This window comes from Brachybacterium sp. GCM10030267 (assembly GCF_042666875.1).
Lineage (GTDB): Bacteria > Actinomycetota > Actinomycetes > Actinomycetales > Dermabacteraceae > Brachybacterium.
In genome coordinates this window covers 236,733-259,128 of record NZ_JBHTCX010000011.1, presented here as the reverse complement: position 1 = coordinate 259,128, position 22,396 = coordinate 236,733, and the positions used below count along the sequence as shown (strand labels likewise).

20 protein-coding genes are annotated in these 22,396 nt (G+C 68.1%); 3 read left to right on the top strand and 17 right to left on the bottom strand.

All coding sequences use genetic code 11. The features are described 5' to 3' along the window. Positions 1 to 44: 44 nt before the first annotated feature. The 5 genes from ACFQS2_RS10350 to ACFQS2_RS10330 form a co-directional block, all read right to left on the bottom strand. Positions 45 to 575, bottom strand: coding sequence for an SRPBCC family protein (locus tag ACFQS2_RS10350; RefSeq protein ID WP_377793676.1), 531 nt, complete (start codon positions 573 to 575; stop codon positions 45 to 47). Further along, positions 572 to 934, bottom strand: coding sequence for an ArsR/SmtB family transcription factor (locus ACFQS2_RS10345; RefSeq protein WP_377793674.1), 363 nt, complete (start codon positions 932 to 934; stop codon positions 572 to 574). Before ACFQS2_RS10345 ends, ACFQS2_RS10350 begins: the two co-directional genes overlap by 4 nt. Before the next feature lie 177 nt (positions 935 to 1,111). After that, complete coding sequence (locus ACFQS2_RS10340) at positions 1,112 to 2,005, bottom strand: alpha/beta fold hydrolase (protein WP_377793672.1); 894 nt, start codon at positions 2,003 to 2,005, stop codon at positions 1,112 to 1,114. 40 nt (positions 2,006 to 2,045) lie between these two features. Next, positions 2,046 to 3,677: an alpha-N-arabinofuranosidase gene (locus ACFQS2_RS10335; protein ID WP_377793670.1), complete on the bottom strand. Its 1,632-nt coding sequence runs from the start codon at positions 3,675 to 3,677 to the stop codon at positions 2,046 to 2,048. Between the two features lie 15 nt (positions 3,678 to 3,692). Then, positions 3,693 to 5,213, bottom strand: coding sequence for an alpha-N-arabinofuranosidase (locus ACFQS2_RS10330; protein ID WP_377793668.1), 1,521 nt, complete (start codon positions 5,211 to 5,213; stop codon positions 3,693 to 3,695). Between the two features lie 238 nt (positions 5,214 to 5,451). Between ACFQS2_RS10330 and ACFQS2_RS10325 the strand changes: the two genes are divergently transcribed. Genes ACFQS2_RS10325 through ACFQS2_RS10315 form a run of 3 tightly spaced genes read left to right on the top strand, consistent with a single transcriptional unit; the run spans position 5,452 to position 7,936 of the window. Then, positions 5,452 to 6,621 carry a LacI family DNA-binding transcriptional regulator gene (locus ACFQS2_RS10325; protein WP_377018481.1) on the top strand — a complete coding sequence of 390 codons (1,170 nt, stop codon included), beginning with the start codon at positions 5,452 to 5,454 and terminating at the stop codon, positions 6,619 to 6,621. Next, entirely contained in the window at positions 6,618 to 7,421 is an 804-nt protein-coding gene (locus ACFQS2_RS10320; protein ID WP_377793666.1) for a thymidylate synthase, read from the top strand. Before ACFQS2_RS10325 ends, ACFQS2_RS10320 begins: the two co-directional genes overlap by 4 nt. Beyond that, positions 7,421 to 7,936 carry a dihydrofolate reductase gene (locus tag ACFQS2_RS10315; RefSeq protein ID WP_377793665.1) on the top strand — a complete coding sequence of 172 codons (516 nt, stop codon included), beginning with the start codon at positions 7,421 to 7,423 and terminating at the stop codon, positions 7,934 to 7,936. Before ACFQS2_RS10320 ends, ACFQS2_RS10315 begins: the two co-directional genes overlap by 1 nt. On the opposite strand, the gene ACFQS2_RS10310 is transcribed toward ACFQS2_RS10315, so the two are convergent. From ACFQS2_RS10310 to mmsA, 12 genes are all read right to left on the bottom strand, one after another. Continuing rightward, entirely contained in the window at positions 7,920 to 8,822 is a 903-nt protein-coding gene (locus ACFQS2_RS10310) for a glycoside hydrolase family 43 protein (protein WP_377793664.1), read from the bottom strand. The two genes, ACFQS2_RS10315 and ACFQS2_RS10310, sit on opposite strands and share 17 nt — an antisense overlap. A 3-nt stretch (positions 8,823 to 8,825) precedes the next feature. Continuing rightward, complete coding sequence (locus ACFQS2_RS10305) at positions 8,826 to 9,680, bottom strand: carbohydrate ABC transporter permease (RefSeq protein WP_377793662.1); 855 nt, start codon at positions 9,678 to 9,680, stop codon at positions 8,826 to 8,828. Further along, the gene (locus tag ACFQS2_RS10300) at positions 9,677 to 10,801 is read right to left on the bottom strand and encodes a carbohydrate ABC transporter permease (RefSeq protein WP_377793661.1); all 1,125 of its coding nucleotides are present in this window, start codon (positions 10,799 to 10,801) and stop codon (positions 9,677 to 9,679) included. Before ACFQS2_RS10300 ends, ACFQS2_RS10305 begins: the two co-directional genes overlap by 4 nt. Beyond that, positions 10,798 to 12,054 carry an ABC transporter substrate-binding protein gene (locus tag ACFQS2_RS10295; protein WP_377793660.1) on the bottom strand — a complete coding sequence of 419 codons (1,257 nt, stop codon included), beginning with the start codon at positions 12,052 to 12,054 and terminating at the stop codon, positions 10,798 to 10,800. Before ACFQS2_RS10295 ends, ACFQS2_RS10300 begins: the two co-directional genes overlap by 4 nt. Positions 12,055 to 12,325: 271 nt before the next feature. Then, complete coding sequence (locus tag ACFQS2_RS10290) at positions 12,326 to 13,243, bottom strand: carbohydrate ABC transporter permease (RefSeq protein ID WP_377793658.1); 918 nt, start codon at positions 13,241 to 13,243, stop codon at positions 12,326 to 12,328. Next, the gene (locus ACFQS2_RS10285; RefSeq protein WP_377793657.1) at positions 13,240 to 14,208 is read right to left on the bottom strand and encodes a carbohydrate ABC transporter permease; all 969 of its coding nucleotides are present in this window, start codon (positions 14,206 to 14,208) and stop codon (positions 13,240 to 13,242) included. The genes ACFQS2_RS10290 and ACFQS2_RS10285 overlap by 4 nt, the downstream gene beginning before the upstream one ends. 58 nt (positions 14,209 to 14,266) lie before the next feature. Next, positions 14,267 to 15,592, bottom strand: a complete 1,326-nt coding sequence (locus ACFQS2_RS10280; RefSeq protein ID WP_377793655.1) for an extracellular solute-binding protein — start codon at positions 15,590 to 15,592, stop codon at positions 14,267 to 14,269. A 292-nt stretch (positions 15,593 to 15,884) separates the two neighbouring features. Further along, positions 15,885 to 16,790, bottom strand: coding sequence for a carbohydrate ABC transporter permease (locus ACFQS2_RS10275; RefSeq protein WP_377018473.1), 906 nt, complete (start codon positions 16,788 to 16,790; stop codon positions 15,885 to 15,887). Between the two features lies 1 nt (position 16,791). Then, positions 16,792 to 17,706: a carbohydrate ABC transporter permease gene (locus tag ACFQS2_RS10270; RefSeq protein WP_377793654.1), complete on the bottom strand. Its 915-nt coding sequence runs from the start codon at positions 17,704 to 17,706 to the stop codon at positions 16,792 to 16,794. Between the two features lie 55 nt (positions 17,707 to 17,761). Beyond that, positions 17,762 to 19,132 (bottom strand): extracellular solute-binding protein, encoded by a 1,371-nt coding sequence (locus ACFQS2_RS10265; protein WP_377793653.1) that lies wholly within the window; start codon positions 19,130 to 19,132, stop codon positions 17,762 to 17,764. 508 nt (positions 19,133 to 19,640) lie between these two features. After that, positions 19,641 to 20,822 (bottom strand): multiple monosaccharide ABC transporter permease, encoded by a 1,182-nt coding sequence (mmsB, locus tag ACFQS2_RS10260; RefSeq protein ID WP_377793651.1) that lies wholly within the window; start codon positions 20,820 to 20,822, stop codon positions 19,641 to 19,643. Between the two features lie 9 nt (positions 20,823 to 20,831). Then, on the bottom strand, positions 20,832 to 22,373 hold the full coding sequence (mmsA, locus tag ACFQS2_RS10255) for a multiple monosaccharide ABC transporter ATP-binding protein (RefSeq protein WP_377793650.1): 1,542 nt from the start codon (positions 22,371 to 22,373) through the stop codon (positions 20,832 to 20,834). Between the last annotated feature and the right edge of the window lie 23 nt (positions 22,374 to 22,396).

Below are 22,396 nucleotides of genomic sequence, written 5' to 3'. Positions count from 1 at the left end.
GGCGCGGTACTTCGCGTCGGGCGGGAGCTGGGGCAGCGGGGTGCTCACGCTGTCTGCTCCGCTGCAGGAGACTGTGCTCCCGCCGGCACGGAACCGGCCTCGAGGAGCTCGTCGAGCTTCGCGTAGCCCTCGTTGATGCCGACTTCCATGCCGGATTCCAGCATCTGACCGCGAGCCTCGAAGGAGTCGGTCAGCGACTGGCTGTGCATGCGGGTCCAGCCGTCCCCCAGGTCCTCGAATCGCATCGTCTCCAGCGAGACCCCCTCGGGCCAGCCGTCGAAGGTGAAGGTCTGGACGATGCGGTTCTCGGAGACCTCGTGGAAGCATCCGTGGAAGGAGTACTCCTCCTCACCCCGGATGTTGGTGAAGGCCCAGGAGCCGCCGGTGCGGGCGTCCCAGTGGTCGATGCGGGTCGAGAGGTCCTTGGGCCCGACCCACTGGGCGTAGAGGTCCGGGTCGGTGTGGGCGCGGACGATCTGCGCCGGAGTCGCAGGGAAGTCCCGGGTGATGCGGATCAGGGGGACGTCGGGGTCGGCTTCGATGGTGGAAGTGGTCAGACGGTCGGTGGCGTTCATGGCGATGTCTCCTGAGAATCGGTGAGGCCTGCGTCAGGGGTTCCTGCGTGCTCGAGGACCTCGTCGAGGCGGGACATGCGTGCCTCGGCGGCCCTGCGATGTCGGTCGATCCAGGTGGTCAGCTCCCCCAGCTTCTCGGCGTCGAGATGCACGGGGCGGCGTTGGGCGTCGCGCCGGCGGGTGACGAGGCCGGCCGATTCGAGGACCGCGAGGTGTTTGCTCACGGCCTGCAGCGACATGTCGTAGGGGGCGGCGAGCTCGCCCACGGTGGCGTCCCCGAGGGTGAGCCGGGAGACGAGGTCGCGACGGGTGGGGTCGGCGAGAGCGGCGAAGGCCCTCGAGAGAGTGTCGTCGTCCATACCTCCCTTTCTCAACTTCTTGGTTGACAACGGTGACGCTACGCCTACTCCGCTAGGTCGTCAACCCTTCGGTTGAATACAGCTGGTGCGGGCTCGGTCGCCGGGTACGCGCGGGCTGTCAGCGCGGCCAGGCTCGGTTCGTGGCAGCGCGATCAGGAGCGCGTCGAGGCGCCGCGGTCAGGCGCTGGCCGAAGCGCCCTGATCAGCGGCCCCCGCGAGCCACTCCGCGAGCGCCGTGGCGACCGGCTCGGTCGCCTCGATCGGCGCGAGATGCCCGACGCCCGGCAGCACGGTCAGCGGCGGCTCTCCCGGCAGCGCCTCCTGCAGCCGGGAGGCCTGCTCGACCGGGATCCACGGATCCTGCTCGCCCCAGCCGATCGTCACGGGGCAGCGCACCTGGTGGAGCCGTTCCACGAGGGGCTCGGTGTGCTCCGGGCTCAGCGCTGCGATCTGGCCGTAGAACCCGGCCTGCCCCTCCCCCTCGATCCAGGGAGAGACCAGCAGCTCCGACTGCTCCGCGGTCAGCGTGCGGTGCGCGGCGCCGCTGATGTACTCGCGCACCAGGGCGGCGTGGAGCGGGGGCGGCAGGGCGCTGAAGACGTCGGCGTGCTCGGCGACGAGCCGGAAGAACGGCGAGCCCCACGGGTCGAGTGTCACGACGTCCCACAGCGCGAGCGAGGCGAACTGGCTGCCGCCACGCAGGTGGGCGCCGAGGGCGACCGCGCCGCCGATGTCGTGGGCGATCACGTGGGGGTTCGCCAGCTCCCAGTGCTCGAGCAGCCGCGCGAACCGCTCACCCTGGGTCACGAGGTCGAGCGGGACGTCGACCCCCTTGCCGGAGCGGCCGTAACCGGGCATGTCCCACAGGTGCACGCGGAAGGTCGCACTCAGGGCCCGGGCCACCGGTGCCCACACCTGGGCCGACCACGGGGTGCCATGGCAGAACACCAGGTCCCCGCGGGAGACGCCGGCCGCCGGTCCGAACTCGTAGGTGGCGATCTCGGCACCCTCGGCCATGAGGATCGACGGCTCCGGGAGCATTCCGGCGGACGCAGGTGGCGTGGCGGTCATACCCGAAACCTACCTGTACGCGCCCAGCCACGGCCCGCCCTCAGGCCAGCTGCAGCTGCACCGTCGCGAAGGAGTGCGGCGGGAGCACGACCTCGAGGCCGCGCTCGTGCTCGCGCACCGTGGTCAGCTCCACCGGAGCCACCGCGTCGGGCTGTTCCGGGGTGTTGTGCGCGGCAGAGGACGCTCCGGTGAGCACCCGCGCCGAATGCCCGGTGACCTCGCGGCCGCGCAGGTCCAGCACGAGCGTGCGGCCCTCGGAGGCATCCAGGTTCGACAGCGAGATCAGCGCCGTCTCCCCCGTCGTCGACGCCGAGGCGGAGATCGACGGCAGGGTGCGGCCCTCGATCTCGCGCGGCTCCTCGGGCAGCAGCACGTGGGCGTCCAGCGCCGCGGCGTCCTGGTGACCGGCGTTCATCTCGAACACGTGGTACGTCGGCGTGAGCACCAGCGCGCCGGAGTCCGGGTCGGTGAGGACCATCGCCTGCAGCACGTTGACGGTCTGGGCGATGTTGGCTATGACCAGGCGGTCCGCGTGGCGGTGGAAGCCGTCGAAGTGGAGCGAGGCGACCAGGGCGTCACGCACGGTGTTCTGCTGGTACAGGAAGCCGGGGTTGGTGCCGGGCTCCACGTTCCACCAGGTGCCCCATTCGTCCAGGACGAGGCCCACCTGCTTGTGCGGGTCGTAGTGGTCCATGACGGTGGAGTGGCGGGCGACGAGCTCCTCGGTGCGGGCGGCGCGGGCGAGGGTCAGGTACCACTCGTCCTCGGTGAACTCGGTGGCGCTGCCCTTGTCCTGCCACGGCCCGGACATCGTGTAGTGGTGCAGGGAGATCGCCTGGAAGGGCTTGGGCTTGGTCTCGCGACCCTTGAGGGTGCCGATGGCCTTCATCAGCGCCTCGGTCCAGCCGTAGTCGTCATCGCTGGCGCCGGCCGCGATGCGCGTGACCTCGTTGCCGGCGTGATCGCGCACGTAGGTCGAGTACTGGCGGGCCAGGGCGGCGTAGTCCTCGGCGCGCATGTTGCCGCCGCAGCCCCAGGCCTCGTTGCCGATCCCGAAGTACGGCACTTTCCACGGTTCCTCGCGCCCGTTCTCACGGCGCAGGGAGGCCATCGGGGAGTCGTCCGCGCGGGTGAGGTACTCGATCCACTCGCTCATCTCGGCCACGGTGCCGGAGCCGACGTTGCCGTTGACGTAGGCCTCGGTGCCCAGCAGCTCGACGAGGTCCATGAACTCGTGGGTGCCGAAGGAGTTGTCCTCGACCACGTCGCCCCAGTGGGAGTTGACCATGCGGGGGCGCTGCTCGCGAGGGCCGATGCCGTCCTTCCAGTGGTACTCGTCGGCGAAGCAGCCGCCGGGCCAGCGCAGGTTGGGGATCCGCAGGGCGCGCAGGGCGTCGACCACGTCGTGGCGGATGCCGCGGGTGTTGGGGATCTCGGAGTCCTCGCCGACGAAGAAGCCGCCGTAGATGCAGCGGCCGAGGTGCTCGGCGAAGTGGCCGTAGAGATGGCGGGAGATGGTGGCGCCGGGCAGGTCGAGGTCGACGACCACGCGCGCGGGCCCGTCGGTCCGCCTGCTGGAGGGGCCGGTCGATCCGGTGGTACCGGTGCCGGGGCTGGGGGCGCTCAGCGCCGAGGCCAGGCCGGTGGTGACAGTGCGGGCAGGGTTGCTCATCGGAGTTCTCCTTGCTCAGGCGCCGGTGCGGCTCAGGCGGATGATCGACCACGAGATCGCGGGCAGCTCACCGGTCAGGCGGCCGTCGGTGAGCGCGATCGTGTCGTTCTTCTGCGGGGTGACGGTGTCGGGGGCGTCGGCCGTGTTCGCCACGTACGGGTCCTCGTGGTGGAGGGTGAGGGCCTCGACGAGCTCGAGCCCGGCGAAGGCGGTGAGGTCCACGCCCAGGTCGAGCGGCCCCGAGGCGTCGCGATTGACGACGAAGACGGTGAGGTCGCCGGTCTCCTCGTCCCAGGTCGCGACCGCGTCGCCCGAGGTGCTGGTGCCGAAGCGCTGGTTCTCGAACGTCGGCGACTGGAGCCGCACGTCGAGCACCTCGCCCTTGGCGTGGCGGGACGTGAGCGAGAACGGATGGAAGGTGGTCTGCTTCCACACGCGCCCGCCGGGCTCGGTCATGATCGGGGCAATCACGTTGACCAGCTGAGCGAGGGACGCGGAGGCGACGCGGTCGCTGTGGCGCAGCAGGGAGATCAGCAGGTTGCCGAACACCACGGCGTCCATCGCGGAGTAGACATCCTCCAGCAGCACGGGGGCGACGGGCCAGTCGTCGCCGCTCGGCGGGCGGGACTCGGCGCGGTGCTGGTACCAGATGTTCCACTCGTCGAAGCTGACCATGATGCGCTTGTCGCGCTTCAGCTTCGCGCGCACATGGTCGGCGGTGGCGACGACGGAGTCGATGAAGTAGTCCATGTCGTCGGCCGAGGCGAGGAAGGAGGCCTGGTCGCCGTCCTTCTCCGAGTAGTACGCGTGGGCGGAGATCATGTCCACGAAGTCGTAGGCCTCGGTCAGCACGGTGTTCTCCCACGCCCCGAAGGTGGGCATCTGCGAGTTCGAGGAGCCGCAGGCGATCAGCTCGAGGTCCGGGTCCTCCTGACGCATGGCACGGGCTGCCTCGGTGGCCACCCGGGCATACTCCTCGGCGGTCTTGTGGCCCGTCTGCCAGGGGCCGTCCATCTCGTTGCCCAGGCACCACATGCGGATGCCGTGCGGCTGGGGCGACCCGTTGGCGGCGCGCTGATCGGAGAGCTCGATGCCCTGCGGGGCGTTGGCGTACTGCAGCACGTCCAGGGCCTCCTCGACCCCGCGGGTGCCGAGGTTCATGGCGTACATCGGTTCGACCTCGGCCTTCTTCGCCCAGGCCATGAACTCGTCCAGGCCGACGGTGTTGGGCTCGGTGGAGTGCCAGGCGAGGTCGTGGCGGGCGGGTCGCTGCTCGAGGGGCCCGACGCCGTCCTCCCACTTGTAGCCGGAGACGAAGTTGCCGCCGGGGTAGCGCACCGAGCTGACGCCGAGCTCACGGGTGAGCTCGAGGACGTCGGTGCGGAAGCCGTCCTCGTCGGCCGAGGGATGATCGGGCTCGTGGATGCCGGTGTAGACGCAACGGCCCAGGTGCTCGACGAACGCACCGAAGGTGCGGCGGCGCACGGGCGCGACGCGGAAGGCGGGGTTGACGGTGAGGGTCAGCGCAGGAGACATCGGTGTCAGGATCCTTCTGGGAGTGGGCGCCGGTTCGCGCGACAGTGCGACGGGACACGATGCGATGACCAGGTGCGACGATCAGGTGCGACAACCAGGTTTACATCGTTGCAAACACCTTTTCACAGCGAGAGGACCGCGTCAACGGGGTCTCACGGGCGCGTCGGGCTGGTCGCCCGACCCCACCGCTGCGCGCCCTGCAGCCGCCGCGGCCCGGTTCGGTGCGAGAATGATAGGTATGCCCACGCACTCCTCGACTGGCCGCCAGCGCCCTCCGTCGCTGCGCGATGTCGCCGAGCTCGCGGGGGTCTCGATCAAGACCGTCTCGAACGTGGTCAACGACTACCCGCACGTGCGCGAGTCGACCCGGGAGAGCGTCCGCGAGGCGATCCTGCAGGTGGGCTACCGCCCCCAGGTCGCGGCGCAGCAGCTGCGCACCGGGGCCAGCAAGATGGTCACCCTGGCGGTGCCGTCGCTGAACTTCTCCTATTTCTCCGATCTCGCCCAGGAGTTCATCGAGGAGGCCCAGCTGCGCGGCCAGACGATCGTGCTCCACTCCACCTCGGGGGGCCGCGAGGCCGAGCGCACGGTGCTGGAGGGCTTCAAACGCATCTTCGGCGATGGCGTGATCTTCAATCCGCTGGTGCTCGAGGAGGAGCTCTTCGCGCGGATGAAGCACACCAGCCAGCCCACCGTGTTCATCGGCGAGCATCTGCCCGAGACCCTCCCGCAGGGCAGCGACTACGTGCGCATCGACAACGCGGCCGCCGCCTTCGACGCGACCACGCATCTGCTCGAGAGCGGCCGGCGCTCCCTGGCCTTCCTGGGTGCGATCGACACCGAGCAGGGCCACCAGCCCCACAGCTCCGGCTCACTGCGCCGGGACGGCTTCCTCTCCGCGATCCACGAATACGGACTCCCGCCCGAGGCCGCCACGGTGCAGGTGGTCGACGACTGGCGGCGCAGCGATGGCTACGAGGGAGCCACGGCGCTGCTGGAGGCGCACCCCGAGATCGACGGCATCGTGTGCGGCAACGACGATCTGGCGATCGGCGTGCTCGCGCTGCTGCGGCGCCTGGGCCGACGGGTTCCCGAGGACGTCGCGGTGACGGGGTACGACGACACGCCCGACGCACCCTTCACCTTCCCCTCGCTCACCACGATCTCCCCGGACAAGCACGCACTGGCCGCGACCGTCCTGGATCTGCTGACCGAGCGGATCCAGGGCTTCGACGGGCCACCCCGCGTCGTGGACATCCCGTACTCGCTGGTCGTCCGCGAGTCCACCACGAAGGTGACCGGCGCGCCCGGCGCCTCCGGGGCGGTCCATGCCCCGAGAGCGGCCGATGCCTCCGCACCCACGTCCGGCCCCACGCCCACACCAGATATCGAGGAGCGCTCCCGGTGACCATCCCGACCCCGTACGAGGACCTGCTGCGCGAGGTCCTGGAGACCGGCAGCCCCAAGGGCGACCGCACCGGCACCGGGACCCGCAGCCTGTTCGGCCGCCAGCTCCGCTACGACCTCTCGGCGGGTTTCCCGCTGATCACCACCAAACGCGTCCACTTCCGCTCGCTCGCGCTCGAGCTGCTGTGGTTCCTGCGCGGGGACACCAATGTGCGCTGGCTGCAGGAGCGCGGGGTGAGCATCTGGGACGAGTGGGCCGACGAGAACGGCGAGCTGGGCCCGGTCTACGGCGCGCAGTGGCGCTCCTGGCCCACCCCCGAGGGCGGCGTGATCGACCAGATCAGTGACGTCGTCCAGCAGATCCGCACCAACCCGGAGTCGCGGCGACTGATCGTGACCGCCTGGAATCCGGCCGACATCCCGGCGATGGCGCTGGCGCCCTGCCATGCCCTGTTCCAGTTCGAGGTCCACGACGGCAGGCTCTCCTGTCAGCTCTACCAGCGCAGCGCCGACATGTTCCTCGGGGTCCCCTTCAACATCGCCAGCTACGCGCTGCTGACGCACATGGTCGCCCAGCAGACCGATCTCGAGGTCGGTGACTTCGTGTGGACCGGCGGGGACTGCCACATCTACGACAACCACATCGAGCAGGTCACCAAGCAGCTCGCCCGCGAGCCCTACCCCTACCCGAGCCTGCGGATCACCCGCCGCCCGGACTCGATCCTCGACTACGTCCTCGAGGACTTCGAGGTGGCGGGCTACGAGCACCACCCGGGCATCAAAGCGCCGGTCGCGGTCTGATGGGTCCGCGCATCGGGATGATCTGGGCACAGGCGCGCAGCGGCGTGATCGGTGCGGACGGCACGATGCCGTGGCATCTGCCCGAGGACCTCACCCACTTCAAGCGCACCACCCAGGGCTGCCCCGTGGTCATGGGCCGGCGGACCTGGCAGTCCTTCCCGCCCCGATTCCGCCCCCTGCCGGGCCGTACCAACATCGTCATCACCCGCGACGACGACTTCGCCGAGGACGGTGCGGTACGCGCGCGGGACCTGCCGGAAGGGCTGCGCCTCGCGGAGAAGTCGCTGGCCGCGCAGGACGGGACGATCTGGGTGATCGGCGGCGGCGGTGTCTACCGGGAGGCGATGGACGACGCGGATCTGCTCTCCGTCACCGAGATCGACCTCGACGTCGACGGGGACACCACCGCCCCCGACATCCCCAGCGCCTTCCGGCAGACGTCGGCCGATCCGGAGTCCGGGTGGCACGAAGCGGCCAACGGCCTGCGCTACCGCATCCTCACCTACGAACGCTGAGGCGGGCGGGGTCCGTGCCGACGCGGAGCTCGCGCAGATGCATGAAGCGCCCGGTGCGCTCCGCATCCCACGCGTGGAACGCGATCACATCCTGGCCGTCAGGCCCGACGGTGCACGAGTTGTGACCCGGACCGATGAACTCCTCGTCGGTCGCCAGCAGCACGTCCTCCCCCGCCCCCGGCAGTGCCCAGGGACCCACCGGCGAGGAGGCGTGCGCCCACGCGGTGCGGTACCCGGGGCCCTGCCAGGAGCCGCCCGAGTAGGTCAGCAGCAGCACGCCGTCGCGCACCACGACGTGCGGGCCCTCGAGCGTGTGCCAGGTGTACGTGGAGCCGTACATCTCCCGGTCCCGCTCGAAGATCTGCCAATCTGCGTACGGCTCCAGCACCGGGACCGTCTCCCCCAGCGTGGTCGGCGTCGGCAGCGGCGCGGCCGCCAGGTGAGTCCCCGGCCGTTCATGCTCGAGGACGTCGCGGGCGAAGAACAGCCACCACGACCCGTCCGGCAGTCGGCACGGCGAGGCGTCGATCGCGAACAGCTCGTCGGGCGTGAGCACGAGCCCCTGATCGCGGAACGGGCCCCGCGAGTGCTCGGCCCGGGCGACTCGCACCCGGTGGCCGCGGTCGTCGTGGCCCACCGAGTAGTACATCCACCAGGCGCCGTCCCGGTGGCAGACCTCCGGCGCCCAATACGAATCGCCCGCCTCGGATGGCAGGGCCTCGAGCACGTTGCCGATCCCCTCCCACTGCTGGAGGTCCGACGAGACGGCGGCGGGAACGGCCAGACCGTCCCGCACCGGACCGGTCCCGTAGGCGATCCACCCGTCGGGCGTGCGGACGACGGCAGGGTCGGCCAGCGGCACCTCCCACGCCGGTTCAGCGGTCATCACTCATCCCTTCAATCCGGTCGCGGCGATGCCCGCGACCAGGTAGCGCTGGAGCACGAAGAACACCAGCAGCACCGGGAGCAGGCTGACGGTGGCCGCCATGAACAGGCCTCCGTAGTCGAAGGTCTGCGCGGTCAGGAACGAGGACAGGTAGATCTGCACCGTCATCGCGTTCTGCCCGTCGCCCGCGACCACCAGCGGCCACAGGAACGCGTTCCACGAGCCGATCAACCCCAGCACCGTCAGCGCCGAGGCGAACGGCAGCGTGTTGGGGAAGACGATCCGGAAGAACGTGCGGAAGAACCCTGCCCCGTCGATGTACGCGGCTTCCTCGATCTCCCGGGGGAAGTTCACGTAGAACTGCCGGAACAGGAACACGTTGAACGCGCTGAACAGGCCGGGAACGATCAGCCCCTGCAGGGTGCCGATCCAGCCCAGGGAGGCGACGATGATGAAGTTCGGCACGAACGCCGTCGGGGCCGGCACCAGGAGCACCGTGATGACCAGGATGAACATCGGCTTGGCCGCGCGGTTGGGGATTCGCACCAGCGCGTAGCCGGCGAGCGAGGCGATGAGGATCGACAGCGAGGTCGAGAGCACCGCCATGATCGCCGAGTTCATCAGGGCATCGAGATATCGCGGATCCGCGAACAGTTCCGGGATGCGCTGCCACTGCGGGTCGCTGGGCCAGAACACGAACTCGCGCGAGTAGATCTCGTCGTTCGTGGACAGCGCCGTCTTGATCATCGCGTAGAACGGCACGAGGAACACCGCCGCCAGCGCGGACGCCACCACGTACCGAAGCGTCAGGCCGATGCTGCCTCGTCGTTGGCCGACGATGTTGAGCTGGGCGGTCATCGCCCCTCCTTCCCGACGGCCGGCGCTGCGCCCCGGCGGCGGAGGCCCCGCAGGAACCGGAAGCGACCCGTGCGGGCCCCGTCGTCGTTGGATCCGAAGCCCACCAGCCAGGTCTGCAGCAGCCCGGCCATCACCATGATCGCCGTCAGCACCAGGGCGCCGGCCGAGCCGGTGCCGAAGTCCTGCTGTGGGCCGAGAGCGATGTTGTAGAGATAGACCAGCGGAGGCCTGGTCTCGGGATTGTTGCCGGTGAGGTTGTAGAACTCGTCGAACGCCTGGAAGGCGGCGATCAGCAGGAGCAGCAGCACCGCGGCGGAGGTGGTGCGCAGCTGCGGCAGTGTGATTAGGCGGAACATGCGGAACCCGCCGGGGCTGAGCCCGTCGACCGCGGCCGCTTCGTAGAGCTGAGTCGGGATCGCCTGCAGTCCGGCGAGGAACAGCAGCATGTAGAAGCCGACCTGCAGCCACAGCCGCACCGAGACCAGCACGATCCACCAGTACGGCGAGGCCGAGAGCCAGCTCGAGACCGCATCCAGGCCCACGACGCCCAGCAGCTGATTCACGATGCCCGATTCCAGGCCGTTGAACAGCGAGAGCCTCCAGACCACGCACGCGACGACGTAGCTGCACGCGGTGGGCAGGAAGAACACCGAGCGGAAGAACGTCTGGAACCGGGGCAGCCCGTTGATCAGCACGGCGAGGCCGAGGGAGGCGGCCATGGTCACCGGCACGATGAACAGGGCGAACACGATGAACGTGCGCAGCGACTGCAGGAACGCGGTGTCGACGAGGAAGCCCGTGAAGTTCTCGAGCCCGACGAAGCGGGTGGGCAGCACCGTCCCGCGCGCCTCGAACAGGCTCAGCGTGCCGCCCCAGATCAGGGGGAGGATCGTGAAGACCGCCAGCCCGGCCAGGAACGGCGTGAAGAACAGCCAGAAGGCGAGGTTGTTGCCCTTGATCCTCGTCGGCCCGGTGCGAACAGGGCCGGCGCCGTCGGGCCCGTGGCGGCTCCGACCGCCGCGGTCGACAGCGGCCGACGGACGGGTCCGTGGCTCTCCGGCCGAGGAACCGGCGGAGTGCGCGGACGAAGCTCCCGACGGAGTGGTGGCCTGCGTGCTCACGAGTCCAGGACCCGGTTGCTGGCCTCCTCCGCTGCGGCGAGCTCCTCGGCGGGATCGGCGCCGTTCTTGAGGATGTTGCTGATCGCGTCGGCCTGCGGGGTGCTGACCTCACCGGTCCACTCGGGGGTCCCGGTCACGCCCATGTCCTTCGCCATCGTCGCGATCTCGAGGCCGTTGCCGTCCTTGAGGGCGTCTGCGGCATCGGCCACCGACGTGATCGAGGGGATGTGGAAGCCATAGCTGAGCGCCCAGTCGGTCTGGAACTCCGCCTGCTCGATCCACAGCCACTTCACGAACTCCTTGGCCTCCTCGGCCTTCTCGCTGTTGCCGGCGACCTGCTCGTTCCAGGTGCCGATGAACGCGACCTGGCGCCCACCGGCGCCGACGGCCGGGTGGGGGAAGACGCCGACGTCGTCCAGCGACTCCTCGAGGGCCGGCAGCGCCCAGCAGCCGCCCCACGCGATCGCGGCCAGGCCCGAGGCGAAGGCCGATGGATCGGCCCAGTCCGAGGGCGCACCGGTCAGCAGGACGTCGTCGGCGATCATCTGCTGGATCGCGGCGAGCCCCTCGGCGTACTCGGGCGTGTTGTACGCGACGGCGTCGCGGGCCTCGTTCATGGGGCTCCCACCGGCGGCCCAGATCATCGGGTAGGTGCACGCGTCGAAGTTATTGCCGAGGAACAGCCCCTTCTGGTCGGGCGTGGTCAGTTCGGTGGCGGCTGCGACGAGGTCGTCGAAAGTCTCCGGCGGAGCGATGCCGGCGGCCTCGAACATGCTCTTGCGGTAGTAGAAGTGCTGGGGGTCCAGCAGCATCGGGACGCCCCAGATCTGGTCACCGATGGTGACCGGGCCCAGGGAGGCCTCGTTGAACTGGTCCTTGACCGGGTCGACGATGTCGGTGAGCTCGACGTAGCGGCCCTGCTCGGCCTGGTCGACGGCGATCGCGTTGTTCTCGAACACATCCACCCCGCCGCCGGAGAGCAGCGCTGTCGACAGCCGGGAGGCGTAGTCACCGGAGACCCAGTTGACCTCCACGGTGCCCGCCTCGTACGCCTCGGCGTACTTGGTCGCGGCGTCCTGCGTGCCGTCCTCCCCGTACTGGTGGTACCACTGCGAGAGGGTCTCTCCGCCACCTCCCCCGCCACCCGTCAGCCCGCCGGTGTTGCCGCCGCACGCGGTCAGGCCGGCTCCGGCCAGGGCCACCCCGCCGAGGCCCAGAGCGTGACGTCGTGAGAATCCATATCTGCCGGTCATTGCCATCTCCTTCGATGCGCCAGATGCCCCGCGTCGTCGCGGGCTGGCAGGAGTCTAACGTGAGAATCGGTGCGCCATGTCACATCTAGGACACGATCACTCGGGCGCAGCGACCCGCGACTGCCGGGCTCTCCTCGACGTCAAGACGACATATGCGGCTCCTCCTCGGCACGACATGCGCAACACGACGAACCGGTTCCACCGATATGTCTCAGGAGCGAGACGTATCGGTGGAACCGGTGGGCGTGCCGACCGTGCGAGACGCTCTCCTTCAGGTTCCGGCGATGCCGGTGGTCGCGATCCCGCGGATGATCTGACGCTGGAAGAACATGAACACCACGATCAGCGGCAGGGCCGCGAGCATCGCCTGGGCCATGCTCTGGGCGTACTGGACTCCATAGGCGCTGACGACGGTCTGCAGGCCCGTCGGGAGAGTCATCAGGTTCGAGTCGTTGATGACGATGAACGGCCACAGGAAGTTGTTCCAGGCGCCGATGAACACGAATATCGCGACTGCACCGAGGATCGGGCGCGACAACGGCAGCACGATGCTCCAGAAGATCCGCAGCCGGCTCGCGCCATCCATCAGCGCCGCCTCCTCGAGCTCGAACGGTATCTGGTCGAAGAACTTCTTGAGGATGAACACCATTGGGGCCGCGACGACCTGCGGCAGGATGATCCCCCAGTAGGTATCGACCAGATCCAGCGTCAGCATCAGCTGGAACAGCGGCACGATGAGGATCTGTGCCGGGATCATGATCGAGGCGACGATCAGCGCGATGATCATCTGGCGTCCCGCGAATTTCAGCCGCGAGAGCGCATAGCCGGCCAGTGCCGAGATCGTCACGGTGATCAGCGTGACGAGGGTCGAGGTCAGCAGGCTGTTCCAGGCCCACCGGGGTACGAGGCCCTCGGTCAGCACATTCACGTACGCCGCCAGCGTGAAGCCCTGCTCCGGAATGATCGTGACTGGCATCGCGGCGGCCTCGGCCTCCGTCTTGAACGATGTCAGTGCCGCCCACAGCACCGGCACGAGCCAGGACAGCGCAAGCACAGCCAGGATGACGAACGCGATGATGCGGGTGGGCGTGGGCGCGCGACGCCGCTTCGGCACGGCCGCGACGGCACCGGCATTCCGAGCCATGGTGGTCGGGATCCGGGCAGGGCTGGTGGGGGCAGCGGCGCTCATGCCTTCACGCTCCGGCGGGACGAGATCACCATGTAGGCGACCGAGACGATGATGATCATGAAGAAGAAGATGTATGAGATGGCCGAGGCATACCCGAGGCGGTAGCCGGTGAAGCCGGCCTCGTAGATGTAGACGAGAATCGGGCGGGTCGCGCCGCCCGGGCCGCCGCCGGTCATCTGATAGATCTGATCGAAGACCTTCAGCGATGCCAGCAGCTGCAGTACCAGCACCAGCACCGTCGTGGGGGCGAGTTGCGGCAGGGTGATCGAAAGGAACTTGCGAAGCCCTCCGGCCCCATCCAGCGATGCCGCCTCGTAGAGGTGGTCAGGGATGTTCTGCAGCGCAGCGAGGTAGAGCAGGAAGTTGAAACCGATCGTCCACCATACGGTGGTCACGACCACCGCGATCATCGCGGTGCCCGGATCCTGCAACCAGGCCGGTCCCGTCACCCCGAACCAGCCCAGGAACGTATTGATCAGGCCCAGTTGCGGGTTGTACATCCATGCCCAGAATTGGGAGACCACGGTCGAGGCCAGCAGGAACGGCAGGAAGAAGGACAGGCGCCAGAACCACTGCCCCGGGAGCCCCAGGTTCACCAGGACGGCCATCAGCATCGCTACGACGACCAGCGGGATCGTCGAGAGCACAGTGAACCAGACCGTGTTGCCCAGCGAGCGCCACACGATCGGGTCGCCGAGGGCCTCCACCCAGTTGTCCAGCCCCACGAATTCGGTGTTGGTCCCGGCCAGGCTCGCACTGGTGAAGCTCATCCACAGCCCGTAGACCGTCGGCCAGATGAGGAACAGCACGAAGGCCGCAAGGAAGGGACTGCAGTACAGCCACCCGCGTAGGTTCTCGGAGCGGCGCCGGCGTTTCCGGCCGGCTGACAGGTGCTCGGCAGCACCGGGGGCGACAGGTGGCGCGCTTCCGCCCGGAGGGGCGGCCAGGCCGTCGGTCGTCATCATCGATCGTCTCCTTCGACGGGCGAACTGAGCGGTACAGGAAGGACGCGGTGCCGGGCTCTCACACCGGGGCAGGCTTCTGCAGCAGTGCGTTGATGCGGGCGACGAAGGCGTTCCAGCCGTCAAGGGGGTCCGTGCGCCGTGCCCAGACGTTCTGCATGTCGTTGCCGAAGTAGTTGTGGAAGTCGCTGCCGGCGCCGGTGAACCACGCGGGCGGGTCGTAGACGAGGTGATCGATGGCGTCGGCGTAGTGGGCCTGCGGTGTCAGTTCCGCGTACTCCGGCGACTCGACCACCGGCGTATAGGCCGGGATGTGCCCCGCGCCCGCCCAGTTCAACGAGTTCTGCAGGACATAGGCGACCATTCGATGGACATTGCGGCGCCGCTCCTCGTCGGGGGTCGACTGGTGGGGCAGCACGAACGTATGGGAATCCGCGAAGGCGGCAGGATCGCCGAATACGCCAGGAATCACGGTCATGTCGAACGGAAGCCCCTCAAGCCCGCCGATCTCCCAGACGCCGCCGAAGAGACCGCCTGAACTGCCCGTCGCGAATTCGGAGACAGCCGTGCCGCCGTCATGACTGGGGTTGCCCACCTCGCCGTCGATCAGCGAGAGGATCCATTCGATCGCCTCGACGACGATCTCCTCCTGATACTGCATCTTGCCGCCGACCGGCAGGTCTATGGTGCCGCCCATCTGCGCGTAGTACGTCGAGAACATCCGCCACTGGTTCGAGGCGTCTGCGAGATACCCCCAGGACAGGCCGTACCCGCTGGGCGCCTTGGCCCCGAGCTCCAGAGCCATCGCCCGGAAGTCCTCCGGAGTATCTGTAGGCATCAGCAGACCGTCGCTGTCGAGCACACCGGCGGACTCGGCGATCTCGGTGTTGTAGTAGAGGACGAAGGGGTGAGAGTCCAGAGCGATCGCCGTGAGCTTGTCCTCGAAGAACATCTTCTCCCAGATCAACTCGGGGAAGTCCTGCTTCCGGACGCCGAACTCGGCGAGCAGGTCGATGTCCCACTCGTCCAGCAGACCCCCTGGCGCGTACCCGGGAACACGGGAGGCATGCATGACGGCGACATCGGGCGCGCGGCCTCCGGCTGAGGCCATGGCCAGCTTCGTGTAGTACGGAGCTCCCCACGCAAGCACTGTCTGGCTCACCGTGGCGGCACCGTCGGAGGCCATGTACTCATCCACGAGTTCGCCCATGGTCTCGCCGTCGGACCCCGTCATGAGATGCCAGAAGGCGATGTCGTCCGAGGCACGAGCGTTCGCCCCGGCGCACCCGGACAGTGCTCCGAGGCTGCCGAGCGCGCCCAGTGCCCCGGCACCCTGCAGAAGAGTGCGTCGACGTACGGGCGTTCCTCCGCGAGACGTTCCGAGCATGATCCTGTCCACCTCTTCGTGGTCGAGTGCGGGTCGGACGGTTCCCAGCGGGGCCGCCCGGTAGTCCGTGAGCCTCCCGGCCCTGGGAGACCCGCGTGCGCCATGCTGAACTTACAGCGCTGTAAAGCGGCCGTCAACATCACGCGGGCCACCTGCACTCAGGCGCACGACAAACCGGCTCCCCCGATCCGCGCCGAGCGGTATCGGTGAAGCCGGTAAGCGTGTCCTCGACAGGGCGCAGACCCTGGTGACCCGGGAGCGACGGGAATCAGCCCGCCGCTCCGGCGTGCGCTCAGCCCTTCAGGCCGGACCCCGTCACGCCTTCGACGATCTGGCGCTGGAAGAACATGTACAGCACCACCAGCGGGAGCGCAGCCAGGATCGCGCCCGCCTGGATGTCGGCGTAGCGCAGGCCGAAGCTGCCCTGGACCGTCGCCAGTCCGACCGGGATGGTCATCAGCGCCGGGTTGGACATCACGAACAGCGGCAGCAGCAGGTTGTTCCAGGTCCACACGAAGGTGAGGATCGCGACGGCCGCGGTGACCGGGCGCGACAGCGGCATGATCACGCCCCAGTAAATCCGCCACAGTCCGGCGCCGTCGACGCGGGCGGCCTCCTCGAGCTCCTTGGGGATGCCGTCGAAGAACTGCTTGAAGATGAACACGGCGATGACGGAGGGAACCTGCGGCAGGATCACCGCCCAGTAGGTGTTCAGCAGCTGCACGATCCTCAACTGCTCGAAGATCGGCACGATCAGCACCTGGCTGGGGATCATGAGGCCGACGATGATCAGCAGGTAGACCAGCGCGCGCCCTCGGAACCGGAGCCGTGAGAGGGCGAATGCGGCCATCGAGGCGAACAGCAGCGTCAGCACGGCCGTGACGACCGAGGTGACACCGCTGGCGAGGTACCAGTTCCAGATGTCGCCCTGCTGCATCAGCGTCACGTAGGACTCGAGCGTCGGCGTCCAGTTTGTGAGGATCTCCTGGGCGCCGAGCGCCGCGACGCCATTGGGTGACAACGACGTCTTCAGGGCGAACAGGCTGGGGATGAGCCAGAGGATCGCGAAGACGACGAGGATCACGGTGGTGACCACGGTGAACGAGCGTCCGCTGCCGCCGGGGCGGTCCCGGCGAGGGGCTGGCGCTGCGGCGGAGACGCCCGAGCTGCCGCTGCGGCGGGTGTCGGTGGCGGTCATGTCAGGAAGCCCCCTTGCGCTCGGCACCAGCACGTTCGACGACCTGCTGGATGATGGCGATCACGATGATGATGAGGAACAGCAGCACCGACGCGGCCGAGGCGGCGCCGATCCGGTTGTCGGTGAAGGCCGTCTCGGTGATGAGGCCCAGCGCGACCTGGGTCGAGATGCCGGGGCCGCCCGACGTCATCAGGTAGACCTGATCGAAGATCTTCAGGCTGGCGATGATCTGCAGAAGGATCACCAGCGCGGTGGTCCGGCGCAGCAGCGGGATCGTGACGCTGCGGATCTGCTGCCACGGCGAGGCCCCGTCGACGGCGGCGGCCTCGTACAGCTCTCGCGGGATCTCCTGCAGCCCGGCGAGGTAGAGCACGAAGTTGAACCCGATGGTCCACCACACCGTGGCGATCGCGATTCCGATCATCGCGGTGGCCGGATCGGCGAGCATCCCTGCCCCGGCCTCGAGGCCGAGGAGCTGACCGGGCAGTGACCACAGACCGGTGGACGGCGTGAAGATGAAGACCCAGATCAGGGAGATCGTCGCCGAGGGCAGGATGAACGGCAGGAAGAAGGCCAGGCGGAAGAACCACTGGCCGCGGGAGGCCCGGTTGGTCAGCACCGCGAGCACGAACGAGAGGATCACCAGCGGCGGCACCGTGTACAGCGTGAACTGCAGGGTGTGCCACAGCGAGGACCAGAAGTCGTCGCGGGCGAACATCTCGGCGTAGTTGGCCAGGCCCGCGAACGACCCGAGCCCGGTGTGGACGGTCGAGGTGTTGAAGAAGCTGGCGATGAACATCCAGACCGCCGGCCCGATCATGAAGGCCAGGTAGAACAGCCCGAACGGGGCGATGAAGAGCCAGGCCTGCGGGCGATTGCGCTTCGCGTCGACCTGACGGGCAGGCCGTTCGCTCACCCCGGCAGGCCGGGGAACAGCAGGAGACGTCGTCGTCATGAGTGTGCCTTCCGGATCAGAGCGGACTCGGGGTGGACGTGTAGATCTCGAGCTGTTCCTTGATCACCTGCAGGGCCCGCTCGGGTTCCAGGGATCCCTGCTGGACCAGTCCCAGCTGCGCGCCGACGGTGTCCTCGAAGGTCGACCCGGAACCGCCATACCAGGCCGCATCGTCATAGACGGCGTAGTCTGCCGACGGCGCGTAGTACCTCTGCGGCTCCAGGCTCTGGAACTCCTCACTCTCGAAGGTGGGCACGTAGGCGGGCACGTGCCCGCCCTCGGCCCAGGTCATGCTCTGCTCGAGCATCGTCTTGATGAACTGCATCGCCTGCTGGCGCTGCTCGGGCGTGCGGTCCTTCCGGGGAAGGATGAACGTGTGGGAGTCGGCCTGGACAGCAGGCTGGTCGTAGAGCTGAGGGATCGGGGCCATCCCGAAGTCGAGACCCTCGATCGACTGCGCGGTGGCGATCTCCCATTCGCCCTGCATGTAGAAGCCCGCCTGGCCGGTGAACATCTGTGTCTGCGAGGTCGCGTAGTCGAGGCCCTGGTTCAGCCAGCCCTTCTCCACCCAGCTCTGCGTCCTGGAGGTGACCTCGAGGAAGGCATCCTCGTCCACGCTGATCGTGGCGCCGTCGTCGGAGAGGAAGGGAGTGACACCCTCGATCTGGTTGTACAACGTCCAGAAGAAGCGCCAGGGCGTCGCGATCTCAGCCACGTTGGCGACGGTCAGGGCGATCCCGCCCGTGACGGCGCTGATCTCTTCGAGAGCCGCCTCGAAGGTATCCATCCCGGTGAGGTCGACGAGCAGGCCGTCACCGTCCAGCAGCCCGGCCTGTTCGCAGACATCGCGGTTGTAGAAGAGCGTGAACGGATGGGTGTCCAGAGGGATGGCGATGTTCTGGCCGTCGGTGATCTGAGCCTCCCACGGCTGGGAGGCGAAGTCGGCGCTGGAGAGACCGACGCTCGCCAGGTCCTCCTCGGTGATGGGGTCGAGAATGCCGCCGTCCCACAGCGGCTTGGCGCGGGTGAGGTGGGAGACCGCGACATCGGGCGGCTTGTTGCCCACCGTGGCCAGCGTGAGCTTGGAGTAGTACGGATTGCCCCAGGTCAGCGTGGTGGCCTCGAGCGAATCGGCACCATAGATCTCGCGGTAGCCCGCCTGCATGTCCTGCATGCGGACCCCGTCGCCGCCGCCGAAGAGGTTCCAGAACACCACGGTGCCTGGATCGAGCTCCGAGCCGAGCAGGCCGGCGGCCAGAGGTGTGGAACAGCCCGCCAGGGACAGCGAGGATGCAGCGAGCGCTCCGGCACCGAAGAGCCTTCGACGGCTGATGGCCGGTGAGCCGGGCCCGTGCGCGAGGGCGGGGCGGGGTGGACGTGTCCTCATCTCATCGCTCCATCGGGATCAGGTGTCCGTGGTGCCGAGCGGCATCACGGTGAGACGAATGCGCGGGCTCCGTGCGGAACCCGCCGGGTCGGTAGCCATGTGCGACAGGCCGACGGTGGCCTGTGCGTCGTACCGCTCGGACCGCCCACCGACGTGGATCGATGCCCGTGCACCACGAGCGCCCGCGATCAGTGCGAGTGCACTGCGTCACGTGACTACGTGTTCCCGGACTTTACATCGTTGTAGGTCGGTGCGCAACGGATCGGCGAGCGACGATTCGCCGGCTCTCGCGCGACCCTGTGACCAGCACAGACGAAGCGCGCCTCCCGGCGGTGCCGGCTCTGTCCCGGCGGCATGGCACAAATATGTAGCTGAGCGGACCGCGACCCTCTCTGCGAGGGGTCACGGTCCGCTCAGCTACACCTTCTTGCCACGGCTCAGCTGGTCGGCTGAACCAGCTGGTCAGCTTCCCGCTGCCCAGCTGCTCAGCTTCCCGCTGCTCAGCTGCTCAGCTTCCCGCAGATGCCCGCTTCTTGTTCCACACGTCGAAGGCGACGGCGAGCACGAGCACCACGCCGCGGACGACGGACTGCGTGGACTGGTGGATGCCCATGATCTGCATGCCGTTGGACATCACGGCCATGATCAGGCCGCCGATGATCGCGCCCTGGACCTTGCCGATGCCACCGGTCACGGCCGCACCACCGATGAACGCCGCGGCGATCGCGTCGAGCTCGAACATCTCGCCGGCACCCGGCTGCGCGCTGTTCGAGCGCGCCGAGTAGACGATGCCCGCCACCGCGGAGAGCAGGCCCATGTTGATGAACAGCAGCATGTTCACGCGCCGGGTCTTGACGCCGGAGAGCTTCGCGGCCTGGAGGTTGCCGCCCATGGCGTAGACGTGACGACCGATGATGGTGCGCTGGCTGACGAATCCGTAGATCAGGATCAGGGCGGCCAGCAGGATCAGCACCACCGGCAGGCCGCGCGCGTTGGCGAGCTGCCAGGCGAAAGCCATGACCACGGCCGCGACCAGGATGTTCTTCAGGATGAACAGCCACAGGGCCTCGACGGGCTGGCTGTACTTCAGCTTCGCCAGACGCCCGCGGTACTGCTGGATCACGAAGACCACGACCAGCGCGGCCGCGAGGAACAGCGTGAAGGCGTCGTACCCGTACCCGCCCATGAGGCCGTTGAGGAAGCCGCCGGAGATGTACTGATACTCGTTCGGGAACGGCGAGAGGGACACGTTGCCGAGGACCTGCATGGTCATGCCGCGGAAGATGAGCATGCCCGCGAGGGTGACGATGAAGGCGGGGATGCCGACGAACGCCACCCAGAAGCCCTGCCACAGGCCGACCAGCACGCCGGTGCCCAGCGCCGCCAGGACGCCCATCCACCAGGGCATCCCGTTGCCGATCACCACGACGGCCGAGACCGCGCCGGTCAGGGCGACCACCGAACCCACGGAGAGGTCGATGTGCCCGGCGACGATGATCAGCACCATCCCGATCGCGAGGATCAGGATGTAGGAGTACTGCAGCACCAGGTTGGTCAGGTTGCCGGGGCTCAGCAGCGCTCCCCCGGTGAAGATCGTGAACAGCACGACGATGAGCACGAACGCGATGTAGATACCGCTCTGACGCATGTTGCGCGTCAGCAGTTCCTTGAGGTCAGAGGTTCCCGCCATGAGGCGTGTTCACTCCCTCTCCATGGTCATGAGCTCCATGAGGCGCTCCTGCGTGGCGTCCTGGGCGGGGATCTCACCGGTGATCCGGCCCACGGACAGTGTGTAGATGCGGTCGGAGAGGCCCATGACTTCGGGCAGCTCCGACGAGATGACGATGATGGCCTTGCCGGCCTCGGCGAGCTGATTGATGATCGTGTAGATCTCGTACTTCGCGCCGACGTCGACGCCGCGGGTGGGCTCGTCGAGGATCAGTAGCTCGGGCTCGGTGAACAGCCACTTGCTGAGCACCACCTTCTGCTGGTTGCCGCCGGAGAGCTTGCCGACCAGGGACAGGACCGTCGGCGTCTTGATGTTCAGCGAGGAGCGGTACTTCTCGGCGACCGCGATCTCCTGGTTGGAGTCGATCCAGCCGCCCCTGCTGACCTTGCCCAGCCCCGCCGCGGTGACGTTGGTGCGGATGTCCTGGATCAGGTTCAGTCCGTACTGCTTGCGGTCCTCGGAGACGTAGGCGATGCCCTGATCGATCGCGTCGGCGACCGAGCGCATCCGCACGGGCTTGCCGTGCATGTAGGCCGTGCCCGAGATGTCCCGGCCGTAGGAGTGGCCGAACACGCTCATCGCGAGCTCGGTGCGGCCGGCTCCCATGAGGCCGGCGATGCCGACCACCTCGCCCGCGCGGACGTTCAGCGACGCCCCGTCGACGACGGTGCGTCCTGGCTGGGTGGGATGGGTGACGTGCCAGTCCTCGATCCGGAAGATCTCCTCGCCGATCTCGGCGTGGCGCTCGGGGAAGAGGTGGTCCATGTCGCGGCCCACCATCCCCTTGATCAGGCGCGGGATCAGCGTGGTCTGCTGGTCCTCGGCGACGCGCATGTCGATCGTCTCGATGGTCGAGCCGTCACGGATGACCGTCGTGGAGTCGGCGATCGCCGCAATCTCCCCCAGCTTGTGGGAGATGATGATGCTGGTCACGCCTTCGTCCCGCAGGCCGCGGATGAGACCCAGCAGGTGCTCGGAGTCGTCGTCGTTCAGTGCGGCCGTCGGCTCGTCGAGGATCAGCAGGCGGACGTTCTTCGAGAGCGCCTTGGCGATCTCGACCAGCTGCTGCTTGCCCACGCCGAGGTTGCCGACGGGCGTCACCGGGTTCTCGTCCAGGCCTACGCGCGCCAGCAGTTCGGCGGCGCGCGCGTTGGTCTCGTGCCAGCTGACGATCCCGCCCCTGGCCTGCTCGTTGCCCAGGAAGATGTTCTCGGCGACGGACAGGTGGGGCACCAGGGCGAGCTCCTGATGGATGATCACGATGCCCTCGGCCTCGGAGTCGTTGACCGAGGAGAAGCTGACGGGGCGGCCCCGGAAGTGGATCTCGCCGTCATAGGTGCCGGCCGGCTCGACACCGGAGAGCACCTTCATCAGGGTGGACTTGCCAGCGCCGTTCTCGCCGCAGATGGCGTGGATCTCGCCCTCGTGCACCGTCAGGGACACATCCTTGAGGGCGGTGACGCCGGGGAATCGCTTGGTGATGGACCGCATCTCGAGGATGTGATCGTTCAATGGGCCCTCCTTCGGGCGGGAGG